General features: G+C 40.4%; 20 protein-coding genes and 1 other RNA gene. 4 read left to right on the top strand and 17 right to left on the bottom strand.

Features of this window, described 5'->3' with window-relative positions; genetic code table 11:
• Positions 1-26 precede the first annotated feature (26 nt).
• The 4 genes from AWM74_RS08825 to hisS form a co-directional block, all read right to left on the bottom strand.
• A complete protein-coding gene (locus AWM74_RS08825) occupies positions 27-680 on the bottom strand; it encodes an RDD family protein (protein WP_034258180.1) in 654 nt (217 codons plus the stop codon).
• A gap of 1 nt (position 681) precedes the next feature.
• A complete protein-coding gene (sppA, locus tag AWM74_RS08820) occupies positions 682-1,707 on the bottom strand; it encodes a signal peptide peptidase SppA (protein WP_026466003.1) in 1,026 nt (341 codons plus the stop codon).
• Positions 1,708-1,857: 150 nt separating this feature from the next.
• Positions 1,858-3,630, bottom strand: coding sequence for an aspartate--tRNA ligase (gene aspS / locus AWM74_RS08815; RefSeq protein ID WP_026466002.1), 1,773 nt, complete (start codon positions 3,628-3,630; stop codon positions 1,858-1,860).
• A 59-nt stretch (positions 3,631-3,689) separates the two neighbouring features.
• Positions 3,690-4,982, bottom strand: a complete 1,293-nt coding sequence (gene hisS, locus AWM74_RS08810; RefSeq protein ID WP_034258176.1) for a histidine--tRNA ligase — start codon at positions 4,980-4,982, stop codon at positions 3,690-3,692.
• A gap of 417 nt (positions 4,983-5,399) precedes the next feature.
• Between hisS and AWM74_RS08805 the strand changes: the two genes are divergently transcribed.
• Positions 5,400-6,755: an N-acetylmuramoyl-L-alanine amidase family protein gene (locus AWM74_RS08805; protein ID WP_026466000.1), complete on the top strand. Its 1,356-nt coding sequence runs from the start codon at positions 5,400-5,402 to the stop codon at positions 6,753-6,755.
• Positions 6,756-6,855: 100 nt separating this feature from the next.
• On the opposite strand, the gene dtd is transcribed toward AWM74_RS08805, so the two are convergent.
• From dtd to AWM74_RS08780, 5 genes are all read right to left on the bottom strand, one after another.
• A complete protein-coding gene (gene dtd / locus AWM74_RS08800) occupies positions 6,856-7,305 on the bottom strand; it encodes a D-aminoacyl-tRNA deacylase (RefSeq protein ID WP_026465999.1) in 450 nt (149 codons plus the stop codon).
• 42 nt (positions 7,306-7,347) lie between these two features.
• The gene (locus AWM74_RS08795) at positions 7,348-9,603 is read right to left on the bottom strand and encodes a RelA/SpoT family protein (RefSeq protein WP_026465998.1); all 2,256 of its coding nucleotides are present in this window, start codon (positions 9,601-9,603) and stop codon (positions 7,348-7,350) included.
• A gap of 110 nt (positions 9,604-9,713) precedes the next feature.
• Positions 9,714-10,478 carry a 16S rRNA (uracil(1498)-N(3))-methyltransferase gene (locus AWM74_RS08790; protein WP_026465997.1) on the bottom strand — a complete coding sequence of 255 codons (765 nt, stop codon included), beginning with the start codon at positions 10,476-10,478 and terminating at the stop codon, positions 9,714-9,716.
• A gap of 1 nt (position 10,479) precedes the next feature.
• A complete protein-coding gene (prmA, locus tag AWM74_RS08785; protein ID WP_026465996.1) occupies positions 10,480-11,439 on the bottom strand; it encodes a 50S ribosomal protein L11 methyltransferase in 960 nt (319 codons plus the stop codon).
• Positions 11,426-11,917: a hypothetical protein gene (locus AWM74_RS08780; protein WP_026465995.1), complete on the bottom strand. Its 492-nt coding sequence runs from the start codon at positions 11,915-11,917 to the stop codon at positions 11,426-11,428. Before AWM74_RS08780 ends, prmA begins: the two co-directional genes overlap by 14 nt.
• Before the next feature lie 211 nt (positions 11,918-12,128).
• On the opposite strand from AWM74_RS08780, the gene gpsB reads away from it, so the two are divergent.
• From gpsB to AWM74_RS08765, 3 genes are all read left to right on the top strand, one after another.
• Positions 12,129-12,530 (top strand): cell division regulator GpsB, encoded by a 402-nt coding sequence (gene gpsB / locus AWM74_RS08775; protein ID WP_026465994.1) that lies wholly within the window; start codon positions 12,129-12,131, stop codon positions 12,528-12,530.
• A 37-nt stretch (positions 12,531-12,567) separates the two neighbouring features.
• Positions 12,568-12,929: RNase P RNA component class B (gene rnpB, locus AWM74_RS08770), an RNA gene on the top strand.
• Positions 12,930-13,044: 115 nt separating this feature from the next.
• On the top strand, positions 13,045-14,199 hold the full coding sequence (locus AWM74_RS08765; RefSeq protein ID WP_026465993.1) for a THUMP domain-containing class I SAM-dependent RNA methyltransferase: 1,155 nt from the start codon (positions 13,045-13,047) through the stop codon (positions 14,197-14,199).
• Between the two features lie 126 nt (positions 14,200-14,325).
• Here the strand turns inward: AWM74_RS08765 and AWM74_RS08760 are convergent, their stop codons facing one another.
• The 8 genes from AWM74_RS08760 to fabF all read right to left on the bottom strand — a co-directional run bounded on the left by AWM74_RS08760 (position 14,326) and on the right by fabF (position 21,405).
• Positions 14,326-14,745, bottom strand: coding sequence for a ribonuclease HI family protein (locus AWM74_RS08760; protein ID WP_026465992.1), 420 nt, complete (start codon positions 14,743-14,745; stop codon positions 14,326-14,328).
• 32 nt (positions 14,746-14,777) lie between these two features.
• Positions 14,778-15,788, bottom strand: coding sequence for a hypothetical protein (locus AWM74_RS08755; protein ID WP_026465991.1), 1,011 nt, complete (start codon positions 15,786-15,788; stop codon positions 14,778-14,780).
• Positions 15,789-15,968: 180 nt separating this feature from the next.
• On the bottom strand, positions 15,969-16,799 hold the full coding sequence (gene accA, locus AWM74_RS08750) for a carboxyltransferase subunit alpha (protein ID WP_051218237.1): 831 nt from the start codon (positions 16,797-16,799) through the stop codon (positions 15,969-15,971).
• Between the two features lies 1 nt (position 16,800).
• Positions 16,801-17,700, bottom strand: coding sequence for an acetyl-CoA carboxylase, carboxyltransferase subunit beta (accD, locus tag AWM74_RS08745; protein WP_026465989.1), 900 nt, complete (start codon positions 17,698-17,700; stop codon positions 16,801-16,803).
• Positions 17,701-17,727: 27 nt separating this feature from the next.
• The gene (gene accC, locus AWM74_RS08740; RefSeq protein ID WP_026465988.1) at positions 17,728-19,098 is read right to left on the bottom strand and encodes an acetyl-CoA carboxylase biotin carboxylase subunit; all 1,371 of its coding nucleotides are present in this window, start codon (positions 19,096-19,098) and stop codon (positions 17,728-17,730) included.
• Positions 19,099-19,150: 52 nt separating this feature from the next.
• Positions 19,151-19,624: a 3-hydroxyacyl-ACP dehydratase FabZ gene (gene fabZ / locus AWM74_RS08735; protein WP_026465987.1), complete on the bottom strand. Its 474-nt coding sequence runs from the start codon at positions 19,622-19,624 to the stop codon at positions 19,151-19,153.
• A 23-nt stretch (positions 19,625-19,647) separates the two neighbouring features.
• Positions 19,648-20,160, bottom strand: coding sequence for an acetyl-CoA carboxylase biotin carboxyl carrier protein (gene accB, locus AWM74_RS08730; RefSeq protein WP_026465986.1), 513 nt, complete (start codon positions 20,158-20,160; stop codon positions 19,648-19,650).
• Between the two features lie 3 nt (positions 20,161-20,163).
• Entirely contained in the window at positions 20,164-21,405 is a 1,242-nt protein-coding gene (gene fabF, locus AWM74_RS08725; RefSeq protein WP_026465985.1) for a beta-ketoacyl-ACP synthase II, read from the bottom strand.
• Between the last annotated feature and the right edge of the window lies 1 nt (position 21,406).

Here is a 21,406-nt window from a genome sequence, read left to right as displayed (position 1 = left end):
GTTTCAGCTACACCTTTTGTAAATTATTAAATCGCATTTTCTTCAAACAACATAGCAAATTGTCCTAATGAAATGACATTTGTATCTGTAAAGTAATCCATGAAATTTTGACGCTTGTTTGAGAAAACAACCATCAAACCTAAAAACGGAATTGTCGTTAAAATCACTTTCCCTAAACCTTCACGAAGTAAACATGTCATAAAGGATAATTTATATTGCTTGTTGGTTACAACTTGAAGGCCTAGTAACCCTTTACCAATCGTTTGGCCATTGGTAAAGTATGTGGACAAGGTAAAGTAGGCAATTAAGACGAATTGATCGACTAGGAAAGTTACTGCAGCAGGTAAGGTGCTATAAGCGCCTTGTGTTACTGCATTTAAGACACCCGTGACTAGTAAACGTAAGGCGTATACCATCAGTAAATCAATTAAGAAGGCAACCAAACGAATCCAGAAACCGCCATACAGATTACGAGCATAGCCTGAAGCAATATCTGCTTCTAGGTTACGGCGATAATTTGAAAAGATTTCTTGCGGTGAAGCCTGCAAAGATTTAATTTTGCGTTCACGACGTTTTTCTTTAAAATCTATTTCTACTGACCCTTCATAAAGACGTTCATTTAGCTTCGGCAATTCAACACTATCTTGATTATCCTTAGCTTTTTTACGGCGTTTAAACATCTTATTCACCTCCGTACATGTAATAGAATTGAGGTGTTGAGGTATCTTCTAAAACCTCTAAAATTTGTGTCATTTCATCCGCTGTATTGGTTTCTGATTGACTAGTAAATAAGTTTTTCTCAGCTAATAATGACATAAAATCAGTCAGCCATGAAGTAGCAGATGTAGGTGAGTAGTCTACAACGGTAGCTGTTTCCAGGTTGTTATCAGCTCTTAAGGCTGCTAAAGCATCTTCTTCGTAACCAATTTGGTCAGCTAAGCCATTTTCAACGGCTTGACTTCCTGAATAAATGCGGCCATCAGCTAATTTTTTCACGTCATCAGTTGACATCCCGCGGCCATTCGCTACAATTTCAACAAAACGGTTGTATTTCTCTTGAATGAAAGAATTTAAGACGTCTTTTTCTTCATCAGAAGCACCTCTAAATGATGAACCCATATCTTTCAATGCCCCTGATTTGTAGGTATCCATAGCTAAACCATGCTCTTCCATAAAGCCTGAGAAGTTCGGCACTTGCATGATGACACCAATTGAACCAGTAGTGGTTTCACTATCTGTATAAATTTGATCACCGACCATTGAAATCATATAACCACCAGAAGCAGCCATTTGCCCCATTGAAACATAAATTGGGATTTCACGACTTTCTTTTAAGTCAAGTAAGGCATTATATAATTCTGTACTCTCATATACCCCACCACCTGGTGAATTGACGGTTAATAATAGTGCTTGGACATCATCATTTTCTTTAATTTCTTCAATAGAATCTAGGATACCTTGGTAATCCATCCCTTCAGAAAAAGAACCTGACCCAGAGTTGTCTGCAATCGTTCCATCGACTTCTAACACCGCCACCTGACGGTTTGTGTCCCCTACTTCAATAATATTTTGCGCGCTTGAAAACACATTTGATCCCTCAGAAAGCAGATTATTGACATTGGTTTGGCTGGTCAATTGGCTACCAAATGCACCCAGTGCGAGGATAATAACAGCAACAATTGCTAATATCCATGATTTTTTACTCATTAACTTAATCCTCCTCCAAATAAAAAAGTAAATATATATCTAAGTATATTCTACCATACGACATATATTTACTCTTCAAAATTGTTAGATATGACACTTCAAGTTTACGATGATTATTAAAAAAATGGCCTTGAGGCCATTTTTTTATACTTAATCAAAATCAATTGTAGTGACTGATAATGATAATTCTTCTAATTGTTGTTCTGATACTTGGCTTGGTGCTTCTGTTAGTGGGTCAAATGCACGACCATTTTTAGGGAAGGCAATCACTTCACGGATGTTTTCTTCACCAGCTAATAACATTACTAAACGGTCTAGACCTAAAGCTAATCCGCCGTGTGGTGGGAAACCGTAGTCTAAAGCATTTAATAGGAAACCAAATTGAGAAGTTGCAGATTCTTCTGTAAAGCCTAAAGCTTTGAACATTTGCATTTGCATTTCTTTTTGGTAGATACGTAATGATCCACCACCGATTTCATAACCATTTAAAACGATATCGTAAGCTTGTGCGTATACATCTTCTGGGTTTTCAGCTAATTTATCCACGTCTTCCTCGTTAGGCATAGTGAATGGGTGGTGCATTGCGTTGAAGCGTTTTGTATCTTCATCATACTCAAGCAATGGCCAGTTTGTTACCCACAGGAAGTTGAATTGGTTTTTGTCCATTAAGTCTAATTCGCGACCGAATTTCAAACGGATTTCAGATAATGATTGGTTTACAACTGATTCTTTATCTGCAACGAACACTAAGACGTCACCAGTTTCAGCCTGTAAACGGTCCATTAATGGTGCAGGATTGTCTTTAAAGAATTTACCAATTGGACCAGATAAACCTTCGTCAGTGACTTTGATCCAAGCCACACCTTTAGCCCCGTATGTAGATGCAAATGGTGTTAAGTTGTCCAAGTCTTTACGCGAGTAGTTGTCACCAGCACCTTTGATATTGATAGCTTTAACGATGCCACCTTTTTCAATTGCTTGGTTGAATACTTTGAATTCGTATTGGTCAACGATATCAGAAATTTCCACTAATTCTAAACCAAAACGAGTATCTGGCTTGTCGTTACCGTACCGTGCCATTGCATCGTCATAAGTAATGATTGGGAAGTTTTCAGTGATATCAATGTTTTTAGTACGTTTCACAACTGTTTTCAACATACCTTCTACTAAATCACGAATTTCTTCTTGTGTTAAGAAAGTTGTTTCTAAGTCGATTTGCGTAAATTCTGGTTGACGGTCTCCACGTAAATCTTCATCACGGAAACAACGAACAACTTGGTAGTAACGGTCCATACCTGCAGACATCAACAATTGTTTGAATAATTGTGGTGATTGCGGTAATGCATAGAATTCACCTGGATGTACACGAGATGGTACTAAGTAATCACGCGCACCCTCTGGCGTAGATTTTGTTAAGTAAGGTGTTTCTACTTCGATAAATTCTTGATCATCTAAGTACCGGTGGATTGTTGATACTACTTGATGACGCAATTTCATATTGTTCGCCATTTTTGGACGACGTAAGTCAACGTAACGGTATTTCATACGAATTTCGTCGTTTACATCAATGTCATCTTCAACTGGGAATGGTGGTGTTTTTGAAATGTTTAAGATTGTTAAATCAGAAACCATCACCTCAATGTCACCAGTTTTAATTTTCGGGTTCGCCAATCCTTCACCACGCAACACAACTTCACCAGTTACCTCAATCACGTATTCAGAACGTAAACGTTCAGCTTCAGCAAATTGGTTGCCTAAGTTTTCCACGTTGAATACAGCTTGAACGATACCTTCGCGGTCGCGTAAATCAACAAAGATTACCCCACCTAGGTCACGACGTTTTTGTACCCATCCTTTTAATGTTACAGTTTGTCCAACGAATTCGTTAGACACATTTCCACAATACACACTACGTTGCATTATATGCAGCTCCTTTTATTTTAAATCTCTTTTGTTTCGTATCTCTATTTTAAAAATAACTATTACTGGTTTAATTCTTGGTAAATGCTTGCAAAATCATCCGCAAATTTTTCTAGCGGGTAGGCAGCTTCTTTACCAGAGGTCATATGTTTAACCGTGATTTGGTTATTTTCCAATTCGGATTCCCCAATAGTAACAACTAAATCTGCTCCTAATTTATTAGCATCTTTAAATTGTTTTTTAGGTTTAGCACCAGAGAAATTCCGGTCTGCTGAGAAACCTGCGTGACGAATATGTTGCATGATCTTCATAGCCGCTTCATCTGTTCCTTCACCGATATTCACAACATAGACATCTAATGCATGCATTTCAGGTACCGCCACTGCTTGAGCTTTCATCAATAAGATCAAACGCTCAATACCTAACCCAAAACCAAATCCAGGTACAGACTCTTTACCATCTGAAATTTCTTGAACTAAGCCATCATAGTTACCACCACCACAAATAGTAGTTTGGGCCCCAAAGACTTTGTCTTCAGACATGATTTCAAAAATAGTATCTTGGTAATAGTCTAAACCACGTACCATATTTGGATCGATTTCAAAATCAATACCTAAGGCTGTCAATAAAGATTGCACATCATTAAAGCGTTTAGTTGATTCTTCAGAAAGGTAATCCAAGATTGACGGCGCATTGGCCACGATTTCGATATCTTTTTTATCTTTTGAATCCAATACGCGTAACGGATTTTTATGTAGACGTGTTTTCGAATCTTCAGATAATTCATCCGTAAATGGTGTTAGATAGTCTATTAGAGCTTGGCGGTAAGCAAGACGCGAACTGGTGTCCCCTAATGAATTGATCACTAGCTTGATATGTTGGATATTTAGCGATTTAAATAGATCCATTGCTAAAGCAATCGTTTCTACATCTTTGGCAGCATTTGCTTCACCAAATACTTCAACACCAATTTGATGGAATTGGCGTAAGCGACCACTTTGTGGTCTTTCATAACGGAACATTGGTCCCATATAATAGACTTTATAAGGTTTCACCTGTTCAGGTGCGTATAATTTATTTTCCACATATGCCCGGACAATTGGTGCTGTCCCCTCAGGTTTCAAGGCAATATGACGGTCACCCTTGTCATAAAAATCATACATTTCTTTAGACACTACATCTGTTGTTTCTCCTACACCACGGGAAAATAATTCATAACTTTCAAACATGGGTGTACGAATCTCAAAATAACGATATTGGTCTAGAACTCTTCTGGCAGTTTCTTCTATATAATGCCATAGATTCATATCTTCAGGTAAGATGTCTGCAGTCCCTTTTGGTCGTTGAATCACAATAACCCTCCTTTAAAAATAAAAATAAAAAAACGTCCTTACATTCCGATAATAGGAATATAAGGACGAGTTAACTTCGTGGTACCACCTTAATTTCAACAGCTATGGCTGTTGCTCGACGCGTAACGTGCGTGACGGAATAGCTTTGCACTATTCTCCTCCAGAGTGTTTGCAAATAAATGACATTGAGCATTCTCACCCGTTAGCTCTCTCTAGAAATGTCGACAATTATTCTTGCTCTTTCATTGGATCATTCATCCCATATCTTATATCAAAACAAAAAAAGTGTCAAGATAGTATATTTTCTAGTTGTTCATTTGTCACAAGAAAGGTAAACTGAGTTATAATAATGCCAAATTTTAGCAAAAATATAAACTTTTTCTACCGGAATTTCTGGTGAACTATTGAGGTGTACGCGAATTGACAGATCATTCTGAGAACCACTTCCAACAAAATAAAGTAGTCTACCTACTCTACCTTATTTTTGTAACAGGAATCGTTGGTTTCTCCTCATTACAATTGTATCAATACAACAAAGCATCCTATAAGGAACTATCTACCAATGTTGTCAACCTTCGTGAAGGACCTGGGATAACTTATGATATTAAAGACCAACTTGACGGCAATAATCCTTATCGAATACTCAGACAAGAAAATAATTGGTACTACGTCCTACTCGATAACAATGAAGTAGGTTGGATACCAACTTGGTTAGCTGATAACCAAGATATCGATTCCTCTGATTTCATTGCCACAACCTTAATAGATGATATTCAAATCTACGAAGAAAACTCAGAGGACGCGACGGTCTTAACATCTGCCGAAAAGAATTCAAAATACCAAATCTTACACCAAGCGGATGGTTGGGCCCAAATTCAACTTTCTGGTGAAATTGGTTGGGTGAAACAAACAGAAATCGATGTGACACCAGGAACAATTGCCTACGAGGAAGATACTGAAATTACAGAAGAAGAACAATCAACTTATGATGAATTTCTATCTGATTACGACTTCACTGTCAAAGCAACTGCTGATGGCGTAAATATTCGTAGCGAAGCCAATAAAGATTCTGAAATCTTAGCCAAAGGTGCCTTGAACGAACAGTTTGCCTACCTTGGTCAAGAAAATGAATACTACCATGTACGTTCAGTCGATGGTACAGAGGGTTATATCGTTAACTGGTTATCAGAAAGTGATTCAACTGCCATGGTAGATAAGGCACAAGCAGCGGAAGCAACCAGTACATTAGCTGGCCGGACCATTGTATTAGACCCAGGTCACGGTGGTATCGATCCAGGTGCTGTAACAGACGGTCTATATGAAAAAGAAGTCACCTTACAAACTGCCCTAACCGTTAAGGAAAAACTTGAAGCAGCCGGCGTAAATGTGATTTTAACCCGAGATGATGATTCAGATGTTGCTTTAGCTGATATTCCATATACAGCCAACCAAGCAAATGCTGACCTATTGATTTCCTTCCACTATGATGCAATTGAATCAACAGGTGCATCCGGAACAACAGCTTACTACTACGGCGATGATTCCATCCCTGTAGCCCAAGAGATTCAAGCTCAATTAATGGAACAATTACCTTTAGAATCTAACGGTGTTAAATTCGGTGACTTCCAAGTCATCCGGGAATTAGCTGGCGAAGGTGTCCTACTAGAACTTGGCTACATGTCAACACCAAGTGACGTGGCCGTATTCAGTCAAGAAGAATACTGGAACCAAGTTGCCGACGCCATATACAACGCTTTAGTGATATACTATCAATAATTGATTTTTAATCATTGATGCCAAAATAAGAAAAATACCGATTGCCGGAAATTCTCTAGCAGTCGGTATTTTTTTCTGTTGAATCTAATAAAGCTTTATTCTAAGCTTCATCCGAGTCTAATATGATGGTCACTGGACCGTCATTGATTAATGATACCTGCATATCAGCACCAAATTCACCTTCAGCAACCTTTAACCCATACTCATTGCTTAATGTTTTATTCAATAATTGGTACATTTTATCGCCATGGTCTGGTTTGGCGGCATCGATAAATGATGGACGGTTGCCTTTTTTAGTTCTGGCATAAAGAGTAAATTGCGAAATAGATAATATCTCACCTGACACCTGGTCGATGTTTAGGTTCAATTTATCATCCTCGTCAGCGAAAATCCGCATATTAGCGATCTTTCTAGCCATATATGCCACCGTTTCCGGCGTGTCTTCATCATGAACACCTACTAGAAGCACGAACCCTTTATTAATTTCACCAACAACTTTTTCATCGATGGCAACGTTAGCTTGGCTAACTCTTTGCACGATAATTCGCATCCAACCCCTCCATTAAATTACTCATTACTATCAATTTTTACTTTATTCCTTAGCACGGGTAACAGTATAAACATCCGGTATATTTTTCACCCGGTCGATAATCTTATCTAGTTGATTGACGTTTTGAATGACAAAACGAAGTCTCACTTTGACAGAGTTATCGTCATGGTTCACGTTCCCGTTAATATTAGTGACTGATCCAGCAATCGGCGTGATGATCTGTAAAACTTCATTCAAGAAACCAGACCGGTCCTCACCTTCAACCACAATTTCCACTTCATATTGGTTGTCCACATTCTTGTTGGCATCTTCCCACTCAACTGGAATCAAGCGGTCTTGTTGATCTTCAGGGACTTGCACATTCTTACAGTCTCTGCGGTGGACGGAAACTCCTCTCCCTTTAGTGATATACCCCACAATATCGTCTCCTGGTACAGGATTGCAACAATGGGCTAGACGGACTAGGAGTGAATCCAAACCTTCAACAATGACACCAGAACTAGATTTAGACGCTTTACGGCGCACATGACTAGATTGCTTTTGAGTCTTGCTGAGTTTCTTCTGTTCGCCTGATTCTTTTAGGGTCTCTTCAACAGATTCCCTGTTCTTCTCAGCTGCGCGTAACCGGCGTTCCCGCTCAGTTAAACGGTTAGCGACTGCAGTTGATGATAATTCACCAAAGCCAATCGCCGCAAACAAGTCTTCTTCAGTCGAGAAGTTGAACCGGTCTAGGGTTTTACTGATATCTTCTTTTTTGTAGACATCTTTTAATTTGAAGCCTAGATTATCAAGGGTTTCTTCAAGCGCATGTCGACCTTGTTCTACCGCTTGGTCACGGTCCTGCAATTTAAAGAATCGCTTGATTCGGTTGCGGGCCCGCGAGGTTTTCACCAAGTTTACCCAGTCCCGCGATGGTCCTGCCGAATTCGGTGATGTCAGAATTTCCACAATGTCCCCGTTTTTCAATTGGTAGTTCAAAGGCTCAATCTTGCCGTTGACCTTAGCACCAATCGTCTTATTCCCTACTTCTGAGTGAATTGAGTAGGCGAAGTCTAATGGGTAGGAACCCGCTGGTAATTCAGTCACATCGCCAGTTGGGGTGAAAACGTAGACATTGTCTTGGAAAATGTCCTCTTTCACGCTTTCCATGAAATCGGTGGCATCTTTAGATTCGTCCTGCAACTCTGCAATTTGGTTAAACCAATCTAGCTGGGCGTCTAAAGGTGAAGCCTCCACCTTTTCATGGTTACCCATTTTGTAAGCCCAATGCGCAGCAACCCCGTACTCAGCAACCTCGTGCATTTCGTAGGTTCTAATTTGCACTTCTACTGGACTTGGCTGGTTACCGACAACCGTCGTATGGATTGACTGGTACATGTTGGCTTTTGGCATGGCAATGTAGTCTTTAAATCGGCCTGGCAATGGCTTCCAATTAGTGTGGACAATCCCAAGTACTGCATAACAGTCACGAACAGATTCCACTAACACTCGGATAGCTTGCAGGTCGAAAATCTGGTCGAATTCTTTGCCTTGGTCTTTCATCTTCCGGTAAATAGAATAAATGTGTTTAGGTCGACCGTAAATTTCAAACTTACCAGTAATAGCCCCCTCTACTTGTGATTCCAATTCGTCAATAGTCGTTTGAATAAATTCTGCCCGCTCGTCGCGTTTTGAATCTACTAATTGAACGATGGAGTAATACGATTCTGGATCCATATAGCGAAGCGCTGTATCTTCTAGTTCCCATTTAATCTGGTTCATACCTAAGCGGTCAGCTAGGGGGGCATAAATTTCTAACGTTTCTGTAGAGATAATCACTTGCTTCTCTGGCTTATGCCATTTTAGCGTCCGCATATTATGCAAACGGTCGGCTAATTTCACCATGATGACCCGTAAATCGTTGGCCATGGCTAACAACATTTTACGGTGGTTCTCAGCTAATTGCTCTTCATGTGATTTATATTTAAACTTCCCTAATTTGGTGACGCCATCTACTAGGGTGGCAATTGTCGGTGAGAAGAAGTAGGCGATATCGTCTAATGAGATACCGGTATCTTCCACAACATCATGCAAGAACCCAGTAATGACTGTATCCGGGTCCATTTTCAATTCGGCTAAAATACCTGCTACTTGAACTGGGTGGACAAAGTAAGGCTCGCCTGATTTTCTGATTTGCTCAATATGTGCGCGTTCAGCAAAGTCTGCTGCCTTTTGGACATAGTCCACCCTCGCTTCAGACATATAGCTAGCACATAAGGCTAAAACTTCTGCTTTTGTATAATTCTTTTTATTTGGCATGTTACCACCTACTTTCCTTGATATAACTTATATGGTTGGCATCAATATTTAGATTGTATATTTCTCCTATCTTACCATATAAATGGACTAGAAACCCTATCAAACCTTTGTTAGTCACCTAATAATTCTGTTGCAAATGACAGACTTGATAATAAATATAAGGGTGCTGTTTCTGTCCGTAAAATCCGCGGCCCTAACCCGCACAAATGCACATGGTCGAATCCGTCAGTGAATTCGACGATTTCATCTGGATGAATGCCCCCTTCAGGTCCGGTAATGAAGGCAATACGATCCTTAGCTTTTAGTGATGCATAAGTCTTAGCCAAAAGGGCCGCTTCACCCGACTTGGCAACCTCTTCATAAGCCACGCAAACTTGATCAAATTCGCCCACTCTATTTCTTACCATGCTAACACTATGCAAGTCTTCGACGGTTGGAACAAAAGTTCTATGAGATTGCTCAGCAGCTTCCTTGGCAATCTTTTTCAAACGGTCAATTTTTTTGCCCGCTTTCTTTTGGTCCCATTTAGTGACGGAATACCGCATGGCAACTGGCACAATATGACGGACCCCTAATTCGGTCGCCTTTTGTACGATTAAATCAAGCTTGTCTCCCTTAGGTAGGCCGACAAAGAGTGTGGTGTCGACCGGGATTTCTTTATTTTCTTCCCGCAATTCAACTAGGCGAAGGACTGCACTTTTCCCTTCATGAGAAACAAGTTCACCGATAAATACTTGTTCAGTTTGGGTGACTAGAATTACCTGGTCCCCAATCTGCATCCGCATAACGTTAATCATATGATGGTAGGCGTCTTTATCCATCTCAATTTGGTCATTTAATTGGGCGGTTTCCTCTTCGATAAAGTATCTTTGCATCTTATTCTTTTCCTTTATGGGCTAAAATACCGTACCATTCACCCATGTTCATAACGATTTCAACGGTAAAATCATTGGCAGCAAGTAAGGCCAACATGTCGTCTTTCTTGTCATGGAAAATACCTGATAGCACCAATTGCCCATCTGCTTTTAAGTTAGTGTAAGCTTGCGGGATCAGGGGTTCCAGGATTTCAAATAGGATATTGGCTGTGATAATATCCACTTGAGTATCGATGTCGTTTAGGATGTTGTTTTGGGCAACGGAAATAGCGTCTTCTACGTCATTTAAAGCAAAATTATTGCGGGTAATATCTAAAATTGCCCCATCATAATCATAAGCAGCGACGTCATTAGCGCCTAATTTCTTCGCAGCGATGGCTAAGACACCAGACCCAGTCCCCACATCAATGACATCTTCCCCGCCAGCCATAGCGATTTCCAGTAAACGTAATGCCAGCTTAGTGGTTTCATGTGAACCGGTCCCAAAGGCCATACCTGGATCTAGGAATAAAGTGGTTTTCTTCGGATCAGCTACTTGATCGTCTTTCTCCCAAATTGGCACAATATCCATAAAGCGCGATACATGGATTGGTTCATAGTAAGCCTGCCAAGCAGTTTCCCAGTCCTTATCTTCTAGGGGACTATAGCGGATGTCATGGATGACAATTTGTTGATCTGCCGCTAATTCCTTATTGTAGTTTGCTTGGTAGGTTTTGATTTCAGAGATGATGTCTTCGATATTTTTATCATCTGAAAAGTAACCTAAAACTACCGGGTTAACTTCATATGACCCTGGTGCCGGCTGGTCATTCTTCACTGAACCAAAGCCGTCATCTGACCAGTCAATATAGTCTTGCTCGTCTTTGATGGACACCCCAGCAGAGTCTAAGCCCCACAAAATTTCGGTTAATAGGTTTTCACTTTTATTGTCTGTTTCAATTATTAACTCATACCAAGTCATTCGTATCATCTCCTAAATATAATAAGCTATTGTCATAGCGCTTAATGGCTCTCCTTGTTGTGATCATTTGGTCCACTTCTTCTGCTTGCCATTTCAAATCAACCGCCATTCTTTCCCCTTTAATTAATTCTTTAATTTGCAAGCGGGCTTCATATAAAAGATGGCTAATTTCTTGTGCTAGAATATCTAAGTGCCCTTTTTGAAAGTGTTCAGTGTCTTTTGGTTGAATGATAAAAATCCCACTCTCTGTTTCATTAGCACGGTGGTCAGCTGTAAAAATAAACTTCAATTCTAAGTAATCGATGCCTTCTAAAGGCTGGTTATTTTTGTCTAAAAAAGTGATTTCATCATTGGCAACCACTGGCAGATATGTTTGCAATACCACCTGTTTGGATACTGATACATAGGATAAACGCCAAGGAATATCAATATGGCTATTCTCTAACGTTTCTTCAAGAAAAGTGTATACGGTTTGCATCTGTTGATTCCCCACTTTCGTCTTTTTTAATTATTATAATATACCCACACGAAAATAACTACCGCGCCAATGTTCTGATGGTTTAAATTAGACTAATGCTTGCTGTTGAATTTGATAGAATCTTAAACTATTATTATATTACATTTATTACAAATAATGAAAGCTATGCTATAATAGAACTTAGAAATATAAATGATGAGGTGTTATTTAAATGGCTGATCGTAACTTGACGACAAAAGATATTTTACAGAAAGAATTTAAACCTGCCCTTCGTGGATTCAACACAGAGGAAGTAGATGAATTCTTAGATTTAATTATTCGTGACTATGAGTCATATGAAAAAGAAATTGCCTCACTTAAGAATGAGTTAGAACGTGCAAAACACTCAACTGGTACAAGTGAAAGTGGACGCCAAGCCACTAACCAACGCTCAAAATCTACAACAGTACCTCAATCAAAAGGTACAACCAACTACGATATTCTACGTCGCTTGTCTAAGTTAGAAAAAGCTGTATTCGGTGGCCAAAACGCCAAAGCCGAAAATACAGTAGATGCTAGCGAAGAGAACGAAGACGATACGAAAGATCATACTATTATTTTTGAAAATAACTAGTCATTTGATCACTTTCGTGTTATCATTAGAAGTTGTAAATTTCAGGTAATCGCGGGTATATATTTATACTTGAGGAAAGTCCATGCTCGCACAAGCTGCAACGCTTGTAGTGTTCGTGTTTAGCGAAAAAATAAGCTAAAGCATTAATTTGACGGCAACTGAACCCACTAAGGTCTTTGGACTATGTGCTAGTAAGTTTGAAAGTGCCACAGAGACGAGTCAACTATGAAAGTAGTTGAATGGAACGCGGTAAACCCCTCGAGCGAGCAACCCAAACATTGGTAGGGGCGCTCTTTGACTGGAAACAAACGGAATAAGAGACTAATTATTTAGTAGACAGATGATTACCGAACCGGTATTAAACCTGTAATATCGGGGAACAGAACATGGCTTATCGAAATTTACAAACAGGCAAAAGGTTGGATTCTTTTCCAACCTTTTTTTATTGAGATGAAATCATGGTAAAATAGTCTTAAATATAAGACGAAGCCTTACCACCCAAAAGGAGTACAATATGACAAAATATCCACTTATCGCAACAGCTGCCGCAGGGATTGAAGCCCTAGTCGGTAAAGAATTACGTGACATGGGTTACGAGGTCCAAGTAGAAAATGGCCGTGCCCGCTTTGAAGGAAGTCTTGATGACGTAGCCCACACAAATATTAACTTACGGACTGCGGACCGTATCAAAATCGTCATGGGCGATTTCAAAGCCATCACCTTCGACCAATTGTTTGAATCGACTAAGGCCATCCCTTGGGAAGACATTCTTCCAATGGACGCAGAATTTCCAGTATCAGGTAAATCAGTCAATTCAAAATTGCATTCTGTTCCTAACGTGCAAAAAATCGTGAAAAAAGCGATTGTTAACCGTCTGAGCGACCACTACCACCGCCGTGGTATGCTACCTGAAACAGGCGCTAAATACCCTATCGAAGTGAGCATCCACAAGGACGAAGCCTTGATAACTATTGATACGTCTGGCTCTTCCCTATTTAAGCGTGGTTACCGTACTGAAAAAGGTGGCGCACCACTTAAAGAAAACATGGCTGCAGCTCTTGTTAAATTAACTAACTGGTTCCCTGACAAGCCATTTTACGATCCAACATGCGGTTCAGGTACCCTAACCATTGAAGCAGCATTAATCGGGAAAAATATTGCCCCAGGGATTAACCGCGCCTTCATTTCTGAGGAATGGGATATCTTCAATAACCGCGAATATTCAAAAGCCCGCGAAGCGGCTAAAGCGGCTATCCGTCATGACATTCAATTAGATATCATGGGATCAGATATTGATCACCGGATGATTGAAATCGCAAAAGCCAATGCAGAAGCAGCTGGTGTTGGGGATCAAATTGAATTCAAACAAATGCAATTATCTGACTTCACAACGACGAAAGAATACGGCGTGATCGTAGCCAACCCACCATATGGTGAGCGTTTGAATGACGAAGATTACGTGCATAAGTTATACAAACAAATGGGAGATCTTTACCGTCCAATGAAAACTTGGAGTAAATACATCCTGACGTCTGACTTAGCCTTTGAAGAATACTACGGTGAGAAAGCTACTAAGAAACGTAAATTATACAATGGGGCTATCCGTACTGACCTATTCCAATACTGGGGCGCGCGCAAACCACGTCCTAAAAAAGTAGAGGCAGAATAAGTTATTTACGATCATAATAAATAAACCAGGTAAACGGCTTTATTCGCCTGCTACCTGGTTTTTTTGTGTCTGTTATTCGAATTTAAATCCAGTATATGCGATTGACAGTCTGCATTTATCCCTTAATTAGTCCTGCTGGTTGCTTATTTTCTTGGCCTGGTGCATGGCTTGACGGGCTAAGTTATCTGCCCCCCTATTGGCTTGGTCCGGCACCCACTTTAGATTAAACATGGGAAAATGGTCTAGTTGATTTAAAATGGCCTTTAACAAACTTTTATAGGGGTCGCGTTTATGGAATCTCTTATTAACGGCATCAAAGACGATTTTGGAGTCTGTTTGACACAAGATCCACTCATTTTTCAATCCCTCAGCCTGCAATTTTTCTAACAATAATAGCAGAGCATGGAATTCGGCCTCATGGTTGTCCATTTCCCCACTTAAAGGGTATTTCTCTTGTCGCTGTTGCCCGTCATGGACAATGACCATACCAACGCCTGCTGGCCCAAATTGCCCATCCACTGACCCGTCTATGGCTATTTTTATCATCCGCTCACCCTTTAATCATCCATTACATCTTCTTATTCAAAACTCGCAAAGTTCTGCATATACTCATAAAACCAATATTGATAAATATCTTGTACGACTTGATTGTCAATGGCAAGTGGGTCGCCATTTTCCATTAATTGGCCAATGGCTTCTACCATATCTTCCGGGTCAATTTGGTTTAAATCATCGACAAATGGGTACATGACGGTATATATATCAAAAATATTCTCCATCAAATAGGCCACTCGATAGGGTTCGTGGATATAAACTTCCTCCACGTAGGAGACCAAATCTAAGAAGTGACTATTGGTTTCAATTTCAAATAAGTCACTGAGTGAAATAGTCGTCGTTTCATCGTAGACATTGGTTAAAGTAATTTCCTGGTCTGCGTGTGGATGGTGGAAAATATAAAGCAAAATATCCGATTGGAAGACAAAATCCCGGTCCCGATTTAAGAGACTTAACAATTTATCGATGGATACCTTGTCGCTCAATTCCAGCAGATGGTTGACCTGCGCCTTCTCAAGGATAGTCAAGGGTTTATCTCTAGCCACTAACTGGTCGAATAACTTTTGTAGGCCTTGTAAGACCTCCACATTACTTGCATCATCGTCTGAAGTCGCCTCAAATTGGGCCAGCTTTTCCATCATTTCTGGCACGATGATAATTTGCATAATGGGTGTCATTTGACCGTGTTGAGGGAGGTTCAATTTGACTTGGCCTTGAATAGCTTTTTGTACAAATTGGTAGAAAGACTTCCAGTCAATTTCTGCCTCGACATCAATTAAATCAGGATTAGCCATAACCCCTTCGCCATAAAATTCTATCAATAATGAGAAAATATCCACCAAATCATTTTCTAATTCTTCTTCATATAAAACGCCGATGATATAATTTCTAAAATCAACGACACTCTTTCTTTTCTTACGGGCAATCAGCAACAATTTCAGCGATTCACTCATTTCGCCCGCTTTAATACGCTGAATCGCTTCTTCAATATCTAATTTAAATGATCGTTCAAAATCATTATCTTGGTTTCTCATTATATGTCCTCTTAAATCTTATTTTCTGTTGGAAATGCAGGCTGTAAACGCCCTTCCTTCTAAGCCTATCTTATCACAATATCATATCCATGAAAATTTTTATCCAATAATTAAAAAGAAGATGCGACCATAGGACACACCTTCTTTCAACAGTAGTTATTTTTTCAAGATGTCAGTTGACTAGAATTGATTAAAGCGTGCTTCTTTGGCAGCAATTAAATCTGCTTTTGACATGGCCAATTGCTGGTCAAATTCTTCCAAGACCATTTCTTTAATCAATTGTGCTTGAACATCGTGGTCTAAAGCCTTTTTCCCGTAATGCTCTGGGATAATTTGGTCGATAACCTTAAAATTCAGCAAGTCAGGCGCCGTGAATTTCATATATTCAGCAGCTTCAGGTACACGACTCGGGTCTTTCCATAAAATTGTTGCAAACCCTTCTGGCGATAAGACTGAATACATGGCATTCTCCATCATCCATACCTTATTTGAAACAGCTAGGGCTAACGCGCCACCAGACCCACCTTCACCCATTAAAATCGTGATAGTTGGTACAGTTAAGCCAGCCATTGTTTGCATAGATTCAGCAATGGCTTGTCCAATCCCCCGGTCTTCTGCTTCAACGTCACAAAAGGCGCCGGAAGTATTAACAATGGTAATCACCGGACGGTTGAATTTTTCTGCTTGTTCAAACAAACGAATGGCTTTACGGTAACCCTCAGCATGAGGCGACCCAAAGTTACGCTTGATATTTTCTTGAACCGAGTGGCCTTTTTCAGTTCCAACAATTGTAACTGCGCGGCCATTAATTTGTCCGACACCACCAACAATCGCACCGTCATCACCATAACGACGGTCACCATGCATCTCATAAAAGACGTCACAGATTTTCTTAGCCAATTCAGACGTGGTTAATCGGTTGATATCACGTGAAGCTGTTACCACTTCTGCAGGGATTTTTTGCGTAATTTTCGCATTAGGTTGCTCAACGGTTTTTAATAATTGTTTCATACTAACTCTCAAATCGAGCACCTCCTTTAGCGACACCGTGCATTTGTAATAGCTCAGCAATTACGATTTTTTGGCGCCAACGTTCAACAATCATATCGATAAAACCGTGTTGCAGTTGGTGTTCAGCCGTTTGGAAACCTTCAGGCAATTGTTGTCTAATCGTCTGTTCAATTACCCGTTTACCAGCGAAACCGATTAAGGCCCCTGGTTCAGCAATGGTAATATCCCCTTCCATAGCAAACGATGCCGTTACACCACCAGTCGTTGGGTCAGTTAAGACGGGAATATATAATAAACCAGCCTTAGAATGATTTTGAACAGCAATGGAAATCTTAGCCATTTGCATTAAAGACAGTGTGCCTTCTTGCATCCGGGCACCACCAGAAGCGGTAAACAGGACGACTGGTAACTGGTGTTCAGTTGCATAGTTAAACAAGTTTTTAATTTTCTCACCTAAACCAGTCCCCATAGACCCCATCATGAAAAATGAGTCCATCACACCAATGGCAGTTCGGTAGCCGAAGATTTCACCCACACCAGTTACGACAGCTTCGTCTAAACCAGTTGTAGCGCGCGCTTTTTCTTTCTTTTCCAGATACTTTGGAAAAGAAAGAGGATCTTCATTGCGGTTATCCCTTAGTTGAAACATTTCAACAAAAGTGCCTTTGTCCACTACGTTTGCTAATCGCTCACTAGATGAAATTCTAAAGTGGTATTGGCAATGTGGACAGATTTTTTCAGCACCCAAGTCATCCGTTAGAATCGTTTGGTGACACTGCGGACATTTTTGCCACATGCCATCTGGCACGAAGGCTTGGTTATTTGGATCTGTAGGCAAGCTCGATTTTGCTTGATCTTCCTCTGGCATAGGAATATATGCTTTTCTGCGTTTTAATGCCATAATTCATCTACTTTCTTTCGTGCTAATTTATGCTTGATGACTCTTCGCCCATTCAGGTAAGAAGTTGGCTTCAAGATAATCATTGGTATAATTCCCTTTTACAAAGGCCTCATCAAATAGTAGGTCGTATTGGAATTGTTGGTTTGTCGCTACACCCTTAATGGTCATTTCTGACACAGCACGCAGCATACGGTTGATGGCTTGTGGACGATTATCACCATGCGTAATCAGTTTCGCTACCATAGAATCATAGTAAGGTGGCAACTTGTAGCCAGCATAAATGCCAGAATCCACACGAATGCCTAAACCGCCCGCTGGAAAATGCGCAAATTCAAACGTGCCTGAAGATGGCATAAAGTTTTTTTCTGGCATTTCTGCATTGATCCGGCACTCCAAGGCATGACCAGTAAAGGTAATGTCTTTTTGTTCATAGGCTAAAGGTAAGCCAGAAGCAATCCGTAGCTGTTGAGCTACAATATCAACACCCGTAACCATTTCCGTAATTGGGTGTTCAACTTGAATACGCGTATTCATTTCCATGAAATAATAATTTTGATCTGCATCCACTAAAAACTCAATGGTACCAGCAGATTCATAATTTAATTGCTCAGCCGCTCGAACCGCTGCTTGAGTCACTTGGGCCCGCGTCTTTTCAGTAATAAAGGGACTTGGCGTCTCTTCAATCACCTTTTGATGGTTCCGTTGCATTGAACACTCACGTTCACCTAAATGGATGACGTTGCCGAATTTATCCCCTAAGATTTGAACCTCGATATGGTGGGCTGGGAAAATAACTTTCTCCATGTATAAACGGTCATCACCAAAAGCATTTTTTGCTTCACGTGATGCCTCATAGTATGCATCTGCGAAATGGCTTTCTTCATGTACCATCCGCATCCCTTTACCACCACCACCAGAAGTTGCTTTCAATAAGACTGGGTAGCCAACTTTTTTGGCAATCTCAATTCCAGCTCCAGGACTTTCCAAGATACCATCAGAACCAGGAACGGTCTGTACTTTGGCTGCATTCATGGTATCTCTAGCATTTTGCTTGTCCCCCATCAAGTCAATCACTTCTGGGCTTGGCCCGATAAACTCAATATTCATTTCTGCGCATAATTTGGCAAATTTGCTGTTTTCTGCTAGGAAACCAAAACCTGGGTGGATAGCTTGCACGTTCGTGACCACAGCTGCCGAAAGAATGGCTTGCATATTCAAATAAGAATCGACTGATTTTGGCCCTCCGATGCAGACTGCTTCGTCAGCCAATTTCACATGTAGGGCATCCTTATCAGCGGTTGAATACACAGCCACTGTTTCGATTCCCAATTCAATACATGTACGAATAATGCGGACGGCAATTTCGCCCCTATTCGCTATTAATACTTTATTAATCATCAAATACCTCTTATTCTATGCCGTTCGCCCTATTTCAGGTTGGACCAGCAAACTAGTCGACTTTATCTACGTTAGAAATGATAAAGGTCATTTCTGCTTCTGAACAAACCTCGCCATATTCATTACGGATAGTTCCTTTACCGATACCCATACGTTTCTTCAATTTCACAATTTCAACTGTGATTTCAAGTACGTCACCAGGTACAACGTTTTTACGGAATTTCACGTTGTTTAAACCAGCTAAATAAGCGATTTTATTTTTAAAATCTGGTTGAGATAATAATGGAATTGAGCCGACTTGTGCCATTGTTTCTACTTGTAAAGCACCAGGCATTACAGGGTTTCCTGGGAAGTGACCAACAAAGAATTCTTCGTTGATCGTCACGTTTTTACGGGCAACAACTTTTTCACCTGGGATAATTTCATCCACTCGGTCCACAAATGAGATTGGGAAACGGTTAGGGATGATTTCTTGTACCTGCATAGCTGTTAGAACAGGTTCTTTACGTTCTGCATATTCAGTCATTTTTTAATACTCCTTTAGAATAATTATTCGCTAATTTCAAATAATGGTTGGCCGAATTCAACAACTTGGCCGTCTTCAACTAAGACGTTCACGACTGTTCCAGAAATATCAGCTGGAATTTCGTTCATCACTTTCATCGCTTCAACGATACACACAGTTTCACCAGCTTCAACGCTGTCGCCTACTTTCTTGAAGGCTGGTTGATCAGGGTTCTTAGCTAGATAAACAACACCAACTAAAGGACTGTCAATCGTTTTGCCAGCTGACGTAGCAGGTGCACTAGGTGTTGCTGCTGCTTCTGTGGCAGGCGCTATAGTTTCATTACTCTTCGTCTCTTGGGCTACTGCAGGAGGTGTAGCTTCTGCGTTTGTGGTAGCTTGTTGATTCGCGCTTGTGCTTGCAGTGTGTTCAGTTTGTGTTTGGCGTTCTTTAATTTTGGAAATATATAAAGAATCCGCTTGTGTTTGGAATGAAAACTCTTGAATCGTAGACGAATCAATCTGGCTGATTAAATCTTTAATTTCTTCGTGTTTCAAGCCTTATTCACCAACCTTTTTAAAGGCAATAACTGTGTTGTGTCCACCAAAACCTAAAGTGTTGCTGACAACAACGTTTACTTCTTGTTCGCGTCCAACATTCGGTACGATATCTAAATCACATAATGGATCTGGATTCTTGTAGCCTAATGTAGCTGGAATAAATGAATCTTGGATAGCCATGATACTTGCAATGGCTTCAACAGCACCAGCAGCACCTAGTAAGTGACCAACTGATGATTTTGTAGAAGAAACTGGAATTTTATAAGCCAATTCTTCACCAAATGCACGTTTAATCGCAACTGTTTCAGAAGAATCATTTGCTGGGGTACTTGTACCGTGAGCATTTATGTAAGAAACTTCTTCTTTAGCGATGTTACCTTCTTCTAAAGCGTTTAACATCGCTTTCGCTGCACCAGAACCATCTTCAGATGGCGCAGTTAAGTGGTAAGCGTCTGAAGTAGAACCGTAACCACCGATTTCAGCATAGATGTTTGCGCCACGAGCTTGCGCTGATTCTAAGGATTCTAATACCAAGATACCAGCACCTTCACCCATCACAAAACCATTACGGTCCTTATCGAATGGGATTGAAGCGCGGTTTGGATCAGTTGAATCACTTGTCGCTGTTAGGTTGTCGAAACCACCTAAACCGATTTCGTTAATCGCACCTTCAGCACCACCAGCAATCATGACATCTGCATAACCATGTTTAATATAACGGAAAGCTTCACCAATGGCATTGTTAGCAGAAGCACAAGCTGTAACCATAGTTAAAGCTGGCCCTTTTAAGCCAAAGTGCATAGAGATATTGGCAGCACCCATATTTGAAATAGAAACAGGTACGAATAAAGGATTCACTCGTTTGATCCCTTTATCTTGCATTTTTAACACACCTTTTTCGATTTCTTGAATACCACCGATACCAGTACCTAAGTAAACCCCGATACGGTCAACGTCAGCATTTTCAACGTCTAGATTCGCGTCCGCAACAGCTTCGATGGCTGCAGCTACTGCGTATTGACTGTATAAGTCCATACGTTTTGCTTCTTTACGGTCCATGAAATCTTTTGGATTGAAGTCTTTTACTTCAGCCACTAATTTCGCATTTAAATCTTTGGCATCAAATTTTGTGATTGGCCCAAAGCCGTGCTCGCCGGCTTTTAAATTGGTCCAAAATGTTTTTGCGTCATTTCCGATAGGTGTAATAGCACCCATACCTGTTACGACTACTCTGTTTGTCATA

This window comes from Aerococcus urinaeequi, from assembly GCF_001543205.1.
Lineage (GTDB): Bacteria > Bacillota > Bacilli > Lactobacillales > Aerococcaceae > Aerococcus > Aerococcus urinaeequi.
Note: the sequence above shows the minus strand (reverse complement) of the source record. Positions and strands in the feature narration are given on the sequence as shown.